Source organism: Roseburia sp. TF10-5, assembly GCF_003462365.1.
In the GTDB taxonomy this organism is placed as follows: domain Bacteria; phylum Bacillota; class Clostridia; order Lachnospirales; family Lachnospiraceae; genus Roseburia; species Roseburia faecis.
Map to the genome: position 1 here is coordinate 64,934 of NZ_QTYW01000016.1, position 11,090 is coordinate 76,023.

At 40.8% G+C, this 11,090-nt stretch carries 8 protein-coding genes; 7 read left to right on the top strand and 1 reads right to left on the bottom strand.

What is annotated here, in order from left to right:
- The first annotated feature begins 224 nt into the window (after positions 1-224).
- From DXD06_RS13155 to DXD06_RS13180, 6 genes are all read left to right on the top strand, one after another.
- Complete coding sequence (locus DXD06_RS13155) at positions 225-4,097, top strand: type I restriction endonuclease subunit R, EcoR124 family (RefSeq protein ID WP_158569541.1); 3,873 nt, start codon at positions 225-227, stop codon at positions 4,095-4,097.
- Positions 4,098-4,168: 71 nt separating this feature from the next.
- Positions 4,169-5,095, top strand: a complete 927-nt coding sequence (locus tag DXD06_RS13160; RefSeq protein WP_022045199.1) for a site-specific integrase — start codon at positions 4,169-4,171, stop codon at positions 5,093-5,095.
- A gap of 130 nt (positions 5,096-5,225) precedes the next feature.
- Positions 5,226-6,266 (top strand): stage V sporulation protein AD, encoded by a 1,041-nt coding sequence (locus DXD06_RS13165; RefSeq protein WP_117832382.1) that lies wholly within the window; start codon positions 5,226-5,228, stop codon positions 6,264-6,266.
- A 4-nt stretch (positions 6,267-6,270) separates the two neighbouring features.
- Complete coding sequence (locus DXD06_RS13170) at positions 6,271-6,630, top strand: SpoVA/SpoVAEb family sporulation membrane protein (RefSeq protein ID WP_055068717.1); 360 nt, start codon at positions 6,271-6,273, stop codon at positions 6,628-6,630.
- An 83-nt stretch (positions 6,631-6,713) separates the two neighbouring features.
- On the top strand, positions 6,714-7,091 hold the full coding sequence (locus tag DXD06_RS13175; RefSeq protein ID WP_055068718.1) for a hypothetical protein: 378 nt from the start codon (positions 6,714-6,716) through the stop codon (positions 7,089-7,091).
- 12 nt (positions 7,092-7,103) lie between these two features.
- Positions 7,104-7,586 carry a phosphatase PAP2 family protein gene (locus tag DXD06_RS13180; RefSeq protein WP_022045195.1) on the top strand — a complete coding sequence of 161 codons (483 nt, stop codon included), beginning with the start codon at positions 7,104-7,106 and terminating at the stop codon, positions 7,584-7,586.
- Positions 7,587-7,615: 29 nt separating this feature from the next.
- Here DXD06_RS13180 and DXD06_RS13185 read toward each other — a convergent pair whose 3' ends face one another.
- Positions 7,616-8,491, bottom strand: coding sequence for an AraC family transcriptional regulator (locus DXD06_RS13185; RefSeq protein WP_117832384.1), 876 nt, complete (start codon positions 8,489-8,491; stop codon positions 7,616-7,618).
- A gap of 272 nt (positions 8,492-8,763) precedes the next feature.
- Between DXD06_RS13185 and DXD06_RS13190 the strand changes: the two genes are divergently transcribed.
- Positions 8,764-11,016, top strand: a complete 2,253-nt coding sequence (locus DXD06_RS13190) for a glycogen/starch/alpha-glucan phosphorylase (protein WP_117832386.1) — start codon at positions 8,764-8,766, stop codon at positions 11,014-11,016.
- Positions 11,017-11,090: the final 74 nt, after the last annotated feature.

Below are 11,090 nucleotides of genomic sequence, written 5' to 3' on the forward strand. Positions count from 1 at the left end.
AACAGCGTAAGTTAGATGGCTGGGGAACTTTCTATTACGGAAGAAGCTGTCCTAAATGGTCAGTAACAGAGGATGCAACCATTCCGTGTATTCGATATGGAGAACTTTATACGAAATTTGGAGCAAAAATAGACAGAGTTTACTCCTATACAAATATGCCGCCAGAAAATCTTAGATTTAGTAAAGGAACAGAGGTTTTAATTCCACGAGTTGGGGAAGATCCTATGGACTATAACCACTGCACATGGCTATCTATGCCGGATGTTGCGATTGGTGAAATGATTTCTGTATTCAACACGGATAACAATCCATTGTTTACAGCAACAATGTTTAATGCTACATTGCAGAATGAATTTGCTATGAGAGTGGAGGGTGGAAGCGTCACGAATCTTTATTTTGAAAAGTTGAAGAATATAGAAGTTTCGTTTCCTTCTATCCAGGAGCAGGAGAAGATCGCCGCATATTTTGAGAACCTTGACCACCTCATCACTCTTCACCAACGTAAGTGTTATAGATTTATTGATATTGCGCTAGACGCTTGGGAACAGCGTAAGTTAGAAGAGTATCTTGGGGTATCAAAAGAAAAAAACAGAGATGAGTCATTTGGAAAAGATGATGTTTTATCTGTTTCTGGCGAATATGGAATTGTGAATCAAATAGAATTTCAAGGCAGATCATTCGCAGGAGCATCAGTAGCAAATTACGGTGTAGTAGAGGGTGGAGATGTTGTTTATACAAAGTCCCCTTTGAAATCAAATCCATACGGTATTATCAAGACAAATAAAGGAAAAACGGGAATTGTATCAACATTGTATGCAGTATATAAACCTAAAAATAATGTTGGGGCTGAATTTGTTCAGATATATTTTGAATTAGATTCCCGTATGAATTCATATATGCATCCATTGGTAAATAAAGGTGCTAAAAATGATATGAAGGTATCAGATGAGAATGCTTTGAAAGGATCTGTAATTTTCCCAAAAATTGACGAGCAAAAAGCAATTTCAAAGTATTTTGCCCAACTCGACCACCTCATCACTCTTCACCAGCATAAGCTATTTTGCGCAAAAAATGTAATGAAATACATAACAACCGATATAAACACACCCAAAAAGGAGGCTATTATGGCAGAATTAGAGTCCGTGATAGAGCAGAAACTTATTGAACAACTGATTTATGGTGATTCACAATGGACGTATCGCGAAGACTTAAAAACAGAAGCAGATCTTTGGAAGAATTTCAGATATATTCTTGAACAGAATAATAAGGAACGTTTAAATGGAGAACCACTTTCGGATGCAGAATTTGAACAGGTAAAGAATCAACTGCAGTTTTCATCATTCTATAAGGCTGGCGAATGGTTAGTTGGTGAAAATGGAAAAGTAATGGTACACGTACAAAGGGATACCGAACGGTTGCATCTTGTTGTGATGAATCATGAGCATATTGCAGGTGGAAGCAGTGTTTATGAGGTGATTAATCAGTACAATGCGTTAAAAATGGATGAGGATAGTAGTGTAAATGCAAGAGACCGAAGATTTGATGTTACTCTTATGATTAATGGATTGCCGATGATTCATATAGAATTGAAAAATAAGCAGCATTCTTATATGGATGGATTCTGGCAGATTAAAAAATATATTGGAGAGGGAAAATTTACGGGAATATTCTCAGCTGTACAGATGTTTGTAATCAGTAATGGGGTTGATACAAAATATTTTTCAGCTGCAAGTGATAGCGAATTGAATCCGAAGTTTATCAGTGGATGGCTGGATAAGGAAAATAACGCAGTTTCCGATTACCTTGTTTTTGCAAAAAGTGTGCTTCGTATTCCGGAGGCACACGAGATGATCGCGAGATATACAGTATTGGATGAAGAGGCAAAGCGTTTGATTTTGTTGCGCCCTTATCAGATCCATGCAATAGAAGCAATTCGTGATGCTTCTAAGACTGGAAAATCTGGTTTTGTATGGCATACAACTGGATCAGGAAAAACCTTAACTTCTTATAAAGCTACCAGAAATTTGTTAATGGATATTCCAGCGATTGATAAAGCTATCTTTTTAATTGATCGAAAAGATCTGGATACGCAGACCACCATGGCATTTCAGGCATATGCGAATAATGATCTGATAGATGTAGATGAGACAGACAATGTGTTTGATTTAAAGAAAAAGTTGAAATCAGATGATCGTCAGGTGATTGTGACAACGATCCAGAAATTGCAGAGATTAATCACCAGAAAATTGCAGGAAGGTACACCGGAATATCACAAAATTAAAAACCTGAAAATTGCATTTGTTGTAGATGAATGTCATAGAGCTGTCACTCCTGGAACAAAACGGGAAATAGAAAGATTTTTTGGAAATTCCTTATGGTATGGATTTACAGGCACTCCCCGGTTTGCGGAAAATCCATATCCACAGATGGGAGATCTGCCTCGTACTACACAGGAATTATATGGAGATTGCCTGCATAAATATACGATTCAGAATGCCATTCATGACAATGCCGTTTTAGGATTTCAGGTGGAACATAATGGTCCCAAAAATAAAAAGGATGAAACGGACAGTAATCTTTATGTGACTGAAAGTCATATGTTGAAAGTACTTGAGGTGATTTTGAATAAATCTTATTATAAGTTGGGATTTCAAAATGGAAAAGGAAAGACATATGAGGGGTTACTTACAACGAGTTCCATCCAATTGGCACAAAAATATTATGATTTGTTGAAAATGGTAAAGGAAGGGAAGACAACACTTAAAATTGATGAAAAAATAAAACAGGTATTACCGGATTTTCCAAAGTTCGCAATTACTTATTCCGTAACAGAAAACGAAGAAGGTTCCCATGTAAATCAGCAGAAGATGCAGGAATCATTAGATGATTACAATAAAATGTTTGGAACAAAATATGAGATTTCTCAAATACAGGGATACAATGGAAATCTGAATAAGCGTCTTGCAAGGAAGGATGCAAAATATAAGAGCAGAAATGAGCAGCTGGATCTGGTGATTGTAGTCGATCGACTCCTGACCGGTTTTGATGCACCGTGTCTGTCAACGATATTCATTGACAGACCGCCAATGGGACCGCACGATTTGATTCAGGCATTTTCCAGAACAAATCGTATTTATGATAAAAATAAAGTATATGGTCAGATTGTTACATTTCAGGCACCAAAATTATTTAAGGAGAGTGTTGACAATGCGGTACGATTGTATTCTGCAGGAAGTACACAAACAGCTCTTCTGGCAGATTGGAAAGAGGTGGAATCGGCATTTCGCAAGTCATTAAAAGCACTTCGAATATCTGCAGAGACTCCGGAAGAAGTTCCGGGAATGTCAATAAAAGAGAAAAAAATATTTGTTAAGCTGTTTCAGGATTTTGACAAGTTTTTTGCGCAATTAAAATCATTTACACAGTATGAAGATAATATGCTGGCTGGATATGGTATTACGGAAGATGAGTATACGGATTATGCAGGACAGTACTTAAATGCAAAAGAGGAAATTAAAGAAGATACCGATGGTCAAATTGATGATCCGGGAGTGCCTGTAGTAGATGAAGATTATGAATTAATGGCATACAGTCATACAAAGATTGATTATGAGTATATTATCAATCTGATCCAGAACATTGTATCACCAGATGAAGAATCACAGGATGTTACACAGGAACAGAAACAAAAGCAGATGGATGAGGTAAAGCAATATGTGGAAGAACTCAGAAAAGATAATCCGAAAGTAGCTGAGATAATGACCACTTTAATTGGAGAAATTGAGCAGGATGTAAATAAGTATAAAGGACAGTCCATTCTGAATATTGTTGAAAATATGAAACAAGAGTGTATTGAAAAAGTAGTTACAGATTTTTGTATTACATGGTATACGTCCAAAGATGATGTTATGTATGCGGCAATGCATTATCGAAATGGAGAGATCCCGAATGAGAGTGCAATTAAAGAGACAGCAAATTTTACCAGTTACAAAGAAGTACAGGAGAGAGCAATTCCAAAATTTAAATATTATACAATGATGATTGCTGAGTTAAGAAAAACTCTGGATGAAGAAATTAAACCTCTTATGAACCATTAGGATTGATTTGTATATATAAATATTCTTTACTGTTCTTATCAGCGTAAGTAGTACAGGAAACGGAGGTGCTTATGCGAAATGATGAGAACACCACAGAACTTTTCTGTAATTATTATAAGGAATGGGTTAATGTATATAAGAAGGATGCCATAAGAGAAGCAACTTTGGCAAAATACCGAATGACACAAAAGTGGGTAGAAAAACTGGTGCCGGATTTGAAAGTATCTGAACTTACAAGAACGATGTATCAGCAGCTTTTAAATGATTATGCAAAAGAACATGAAAGACAGACAACACTTGATTTTCATCATCAGTTGAAAGGAGCAATTCTGGATGCCGTTGATGAGGGACTGATAGAAAGAGATCCTACAAGAAAAGCAATTATTAAAGGAAAAACACCAAAAGTAAAAAAGATTAAATATCTCAATCAGTTTGAACTTCATACATTGATTGCACATCTTGACATAAAGGAAAAACCAAATTGGGATTGGTTTATTCTATTGGTTGCCAAAACGGGTATGCGTTTTTCAGAAGCACTTGCAATTACTCCAGCAGATTTTGATTTTGCAAGGCAGACATTATCGGTAAGCAAAACCTGGGATTATAAAGGAACAGGTGGTTTTTTACCTACTAAAAACAAGTCATCGGTCAGAAAAATACAAATAGATTGGCAAATTGTTGTAAAGTTCTCTGAATTGGTTAAAAATCTGCCGGAGGATAAGCCGATTTTTGTAGGAGAAGAAAAAATATATAATTCAACGGTTAATGATGTTCTTGCGAGGCATTGCAGGGATTGTGGTATTTCAGTGATTTCAATTCATGGGCTTCGACATACACATGCATCACTGTTATTATTTGCAGGAGTATCCATTGCCAGTGTAGCAAGACGCTTGGGACATGCCAGTATGACTACTACCCAGAAAACATATTTACATATTATACAGGAACTTGAAAACAAGGATGTAGATCTGGTAATGAGGACATTATCTGGATTATAGAACATTAAGATTTTAAAATTGTGCTGCTTACGCTGAAGCTCTCTGTTTCATGACACTGTATACCATTATAGCAGAATAAAACCGCACGACCTGTACATACTATCAGAAAAACAAAGTAAGGAGAGACAGTATGGATCAGCAGGTTGGATCAGGGAGTCTTTGCTTTGCAAAGGCTCCTTTTATTATTGGAACAGCATCTGTGGTTGGAACCAAAGAGGGGGAAGGCCCCCTGGCAGATGCATTTGACTGTATCGGACCGGATGATAAATTTGGTCAGCAGACATGGGAGGCCGCAGAGAGCAGTCTGCAGAAAGAAGCATTGACGCTTGCCCTCGGGAAAGCAGATCAAAAGCCGGAAGATATGCGGTATCTGTTTGCCGGAGATCTGCTCGGACAGCTGATTGCCTCATCATTTGGACTGAAAACGTTTGAAATTCCACTGTTTGGACTGTACGGGGCATGTTCCACATGTGGGGAAGCGCTGGCACTTTCTGCAATGACGGTAGCAGCCGGATATGCGGATCGCGTGGCGGCAGTCACTTCAAGCCATTTTGCCAGCGCGGAAAAACAGTTCCGTTTTCCGCTGGAATACGCAAATCAGCGTCCGGTAAGTGCCACATGGACAGTGACCGGAGGCGGTGCATTTATTCTGTCAAAAGAGGCGAAGCAGCCGCTGGCAAAGGTGGCGGGAGTCACAACCGGAAAGATTGTAGATTACGGAATCAAGGATTCCATGAATATGGGAGCCGTGATGGCACCGGCTGCCGCTGAGCTGATTGCGCAGAATCTTACGGATTTTAAACGAAAACCCGAAGATTATGACCGGATTATCACGGGAGACCTGGGAGAAGTCGGTCAGCAGATTCTGTTTGATCTGCTGCTGAAAAAAGGCATGAATATCCGCAAGCAGCATGAGGACTGTGGCATGTTAATTTTTGATTCACAGACACAGGGAACCGGTTCCGGAGGATCGGGATGCGGATGTGCAGCCTCGGTGCTGAGTGCGCATTTTCTGCCAAAACTGGCAAGCGGGGAACTGGAAAGAATACTCTTTGTGCCGACAGGCGCGCTGCTTTCTACGGTCAGTTTCAATGAAGGACAGACAATACCAGGGATTGCACACGGTGTTGTGCTGGAAAGCTGTGTTTCATCTGCAAAAAAGGAGGGATAAGGATATGCAGTATGTAATTGCATTTGTAACAGGGGGAATGATCTGTGCACTGTCACAGATCCTGATGGAAAAAACAAAAATGCTTCCGGGACGTATCATGGTTCTTTTGGTCTGCCTTGGGGCCATCCTTGGATTTGTGGGGATCTATGAGCCGTTTTCCAAATGGGCGCAGGCAGGCGCGAATGTGCCACTTCTGGGATTTGGAAACAATCTCTGGAAGGGTGTCAAAGAGATGGTGGACAAGAAAGGATTTATCGGTATTTTTCTGGGCGGCTTTAAAAACTGTGCGGCAGGGCTTTCCGCAGCACTCGTTTTTTCTTATATTGCCTCCCTGCTCTGCCAGCCAAAGATGAAAAAGCACTAGCAAATCGGGAAAATTCTGTTGTATAATAAATGGGAATTTTGCACACACTAGCTCTGTAGATCAAATAAAAGGAGATATGTGTGATGAAAAAATTAAAAGTTCTGATGATGAGCGGAATGCTTGCAGCAGGGATCTGTCTGTTTGCGGCCTGTGGTACAGCAAATGATGACGGAACGAACAATGGTGTAAACGATACTTCTAATACACAGGTTACTACACAGGAAAACATTCCGGGAACGGACAATACGACTGGAAATGGTACAACAGACAATAATACGGATGCCGGAAATTCCAAAAACGATGGCAATGTCGGAAAAGATATCGGGGATATGGGAAAGGATGTCGTGGATGGTGTGAAAGATGCCGGTGATGCCGTGGCAGATGGCGTGGATGATGCAATTGACGCGGTAGATCCGGATGCAGACACAAACAATGGCGGTAAGACCAATACCGGACGTTAGACAGGATTACCTATGAAAAAAGAAACTTACGTTAAAATGACCCAGCCGTTTCGGGATGACCCGAAACGTGCGCGGGCGTTACATAGAGCAAATAAAATATTGACGGTTGTGATTTTTGTGGCATATCCATGCCTGCTTCTGTGGCTGCTGTGGCAGAAGGATATGCGGCTATATAAAGCCATCTGTGTGCCGCTGGACGGATTTATTATTGTGACGGTTGTGCGGGCCTGGATCAACCGGAAACGGCCGTATGAAATATTTGAACTGCCATCGGTGATTCCAAAAGATACGAAAGGACATTCCTGGCCGAGCCGGCATGTGTTTTCCGCGGCAGTGATTGCGTTTACGTTCTGGTTTGTGTGCCCGGCTGTGGGGATTGTATTTTTGCTTATGACAGTTGCTATTGCATGGATCCGGGTAGTTTCCGGAGTGCACTTTATCAGTGATGTAGTGGCGGGATTTCTTTTTGCTGCGTTTTTTTCTTTGTTTTTTTAGTGTGGTTTTCACCGGCTATGCTGGAAAAATTACTGGCTTTCTTTCCGAAACTGGCGCGGTGTCATGCTGTATTTTTGTTTGAACACCCGGTTAAAATAGGAAAGATTTTCAAAACCGGATTCTGCCGCAATATCCAGAATGGAGGAGTCGGAAGTTGTCAGCAGACGCGAGGCGATTGTCAGGCGGTAGTCCCGCAGATAGTCCACGAAAGACGTTCCCATAGTTTCTTTGAAATACCGCATAAAATGAGATTCGGAAAAATCAACGGTTGCCGCGATGTCGGCAATCGTTATTTTTTGCATGTAATTATTTTCAATGTATTTTAAAACAATTTTCATTTTATCAAGCGTTTTGCGGTTACTGCCTGTCGTTAAGTTCCGGCAGCGGTTGTCTAAAATAAAGAAAAACTGGTACAACTGACTTTTGATGTACAGTTCATAGCCCTGTGGTTTGGTCTTGCTGATCTCGTCACAGGCATCAATTGGCATGATGACATCCGTGTAATAAGGATAGACAGGGGTGAAGATGGTTGGAACCGTGACTTTTCCACTCATAAGAGGAAGAAGAAAATCGGTGGCAGTCACATCGTTCTGTCGTGGAATCAGCATACTCGGATTAAAGATGATATTTTCATATTCCATGAAGGCATCTTCCAGCTGGTCAATGGAGTGGAGCTGTCCCGGAAGAATAAGAGCCAGGGTCGGACCTTTTACTTTGTATTCCCGGAAATCTACTGTAATGCGTCCCATCCCCTTTTTGATGTAGATCAGTTCCAGTTCATCGTGCCAGTGCAGCGGTACACGCGGAAAATCCAGTGGGATCGAGCATAGATATGTATTATAAGGAAAGATAATATCCCCATGTGTGATGGTTTCGTGATAATTTTCATATTCAAGTATATTCATATCTTTATTTTAGCAGAATTGTCCTCTGCCTGTAAAGAACAAAAACACAGAAAACGCATGAAATAGGCGAAAACACAGGATATGCAGGCACTGTGGAAATGTACCAAGACAGGTAGCAGGAAATTGGTAAAATTTAACAGTCATGGGCTATTTGAATATGAAAAATGATAGAATAGTATCAGTTTTTGCTTGAATACGACAAGAAATCAGCAGGAAAAAATCATATACTGAGTACATCAAAACAACACGAAATCTTGTGGGAGGGAAAACACATGACTTTAGCAAAAGCAGTATCTATGAAATATAACAAGACCATCGAGAAGTGCTCAAACGAGGAAATTTACTATGCACTCCTTGATATGACCAAGCAGATGGCAGAGGATAAGGTCAGCAACGAAGGAAAGAAGAAGCTGTATTACATTTCTGCAGAGTTCTTAATCGGAAAGCTTTTATCCAACAACCTGATCAACCTTGGTATTTATGACAGCGTAAAATCCGAGCTTGAGGCATCTGGAAAGAACATCGGAGAGATCGAGGAAATCGAGCTTGAGCCTTCACTCGGAAATGGTGGACTTGGACGTCTGGCAGCCTGCTTCGTAGATTCTATCGCAACGCTTGGATTAAACGGTGATGGCGTTGGATTAAATTATCACTACGGATTGTTCAAACAGGTATTTGACCACAACTTACAGAAAGAGACTCCAAACCCATGGATTACACCAGATAGCTGGCTGACAAAGACAGATGTCACTTATCCGGTACAGTTCGGTGGATTTACCGTACAGTCCAGATTATATAACATTGATGTCGTTGGTTATAACAACCGTACTACAAAGCTGCGTCTGTTCGATATCGAGACTGTTGATGAGAGCATTGTCGGAGATACGATCGATTTCAACAAAGATGACATTGCAAAGAACCTGACACTGTTCTTATATCCGGATGATTCTGATGACAAGGGACGTCTCCTTCGTGTTTACCAGCAGTATTTCATGGTAAGCAACGCTGCAAGACTGATTCTTGACGAGGCAGTAGAGAAGGGATCAAACTTACATGACCTGGCAGATTATGCAACCGTTCAGATCAATGATACCCATCCATCCATGGTAATTCCGGAGCTGATCCGTCTGTTACAGGAGAGAGGCATCCTGATGGATGAGGCAGTTTCCATCGTATCTAAGGTATGTGCATACACCAACCATACGATTCTTGCAGAGGCACTTGAGAAATGGCCAATCGGTTTCCTGGATAAGGCAGTTCCACAGCTTATGCCAATTATCCGCGAGCTGGACAACCGTGTACGTGCAAAAGTTTCCGATGAAAGCACCTATATTATCAAAGACGGTCTGGTACACATGGCACATATGGATATCCACTACGGATACAGTGTTAACGGTGTTGCATATCTGCACACAGAGATCTTAAAGAACAGTGAGTTAAATAACTTCTACAAGCTCTATCCGGAGAAGTTTAACAATAAGACAAACGGAATCACATTCCGCCGCTGGCTCATGTCCTGCAACCCGGAACTTTCCGCAATGATCACAGACTTAATCGGTGAGGGCTGGAAGAAGGATGCCAACGAGTTAGAGAAACTTGGCAATTTCGTCAATGATGATGCGGTACTGGATCGTCTCCTTGCAGTAAAGGCTGGCAAGAAAGCAGATCTGAAGAATTATCTGAAGATGAAACAGGGATTTGAAATTGATGAGAATTCCATCTATGATATTCAGGTAAAGAGACTGCATGAGTACAAGAGACAGCAGATGAATGCACTTTATGTCATCCACAAGTATTTCGAGATCAAGGAAGGCAAGAAGCCTGCAACTCCGATCACCGTATTCTTCGGAGCAAAGGCAGCACCGGCTTACATTATTGCAAAGGATATCATTCATCTGATCCTCTGTTTACAGCAGATCATCAACAATGATCCGGAAGTAAGTCCATACTTAAAGGTATTTATGGTAGAAAACTACAACGTAACCATGGCTGAGAAGATGATTCCTGCATGTGATATCTCCGAGCAGATTTCCCTTGCATCCAAGGAAGCATCCGGAACCGGTAACATGAAGTTTATGTTAAACGGTGCACTGACACTTGGAACCATGGACGGTGCAAACGTAGAGATCGCAGAGCTTGTTGGAAACGAGAACATCTTTACCTTTGGTGAGGATTCCCAGACCGTTATCGACCGTTATGACAGAGGCGATTACAACTCCAGAAGCTACTATGAGAAGGATTCTGAGTTAAAGAAGGCCGTTGACTTTATTGTAAGTGACACTGTAAAGTCTGTAGGATGCAGTGAGAACTTAGAGCGTCTGTACAATGAGTTGTTAAACAAAGACTGGTTCATGACATTCCCGGATTTCGAGGAATACATTGCAACCAGAGAGAAAGCTTATGCAGCTTATACCGATCGCAAGGCATGGGCAAAGAAAGCACTGATCAACATCAGCAAGGCAGGTTTCTTCTCCTCTGACAGAACGATTGAGCAGTACAACAAAGAAATCTGGAAATTATCATAAAAATATTTTAACTCCTCCTTTAGGGGCTGTAAAATAAGTCCCTAATATAAGAAACGCCAATTCCGGCAAATGTC

What these genes read in the sequence shown, in the direction of transcription:
- DXD06_RS13180 (WP_022045195.1), top strand. Translation starts at nt 7,104, where the DNA reads ATGAAAAAAGAAACTTACGTTAAAATGACCCAGCCGTTTCGGGATGAC.
- DXD06_RS13185 (WP_117832384.1), bottom strand. Translation starts at nt 8,491, where the DNA reads ATGAATATACTTGAATATGAAAATTATCACGAAACCATCACACATGGG.
- DXD06_RS13155 (WP_158569541.1), top strand. Translation starts at nt 225, where the DNA reads ATGGACTATAACCACTGCACATGGCTATCTATGCCGGATGTTGCGATT.
- DXD06_RS13175 (WP_055068718.1), top strand. Translation starts at nt 6,714, where the DNA reads ATGAAAAAATTAAAAGTTCTGATGATGAGCGGAATGCTTGCAGCAGGG.
- DXD06_RS13165 (WP_117832382.1), top strand. Translation starts at nt 5,226, where the DNA reads ATGGATCAGCAGGTTGGATCAGGGAGTCTTTGCTTTGCAAAGGCTCCT.
- DXD06_RS13160 (WP_022045199.1), top strand. Translation starts at nt 4,169, where the DNA reads ATGCGAAATGATGAGAACACCACAGAACTTTTCTGTAATTATTATAAG.
- DXD06_RS13190 (WP_117832386.1), top strand. Translation starts at nt 8,764, where the DNA reads ATGACTTTAGCAAAAGCAGTATCTATGAAATATAACAAGACCATCGAG.
- DXD06_RS13170 (WP_055068717.1), top strand. Translation starts at nt 6,271, where the DNA reads ATGCAGTATGTAATTGCATTTGTAACAGGGGGAATGATCTGTGCACTG.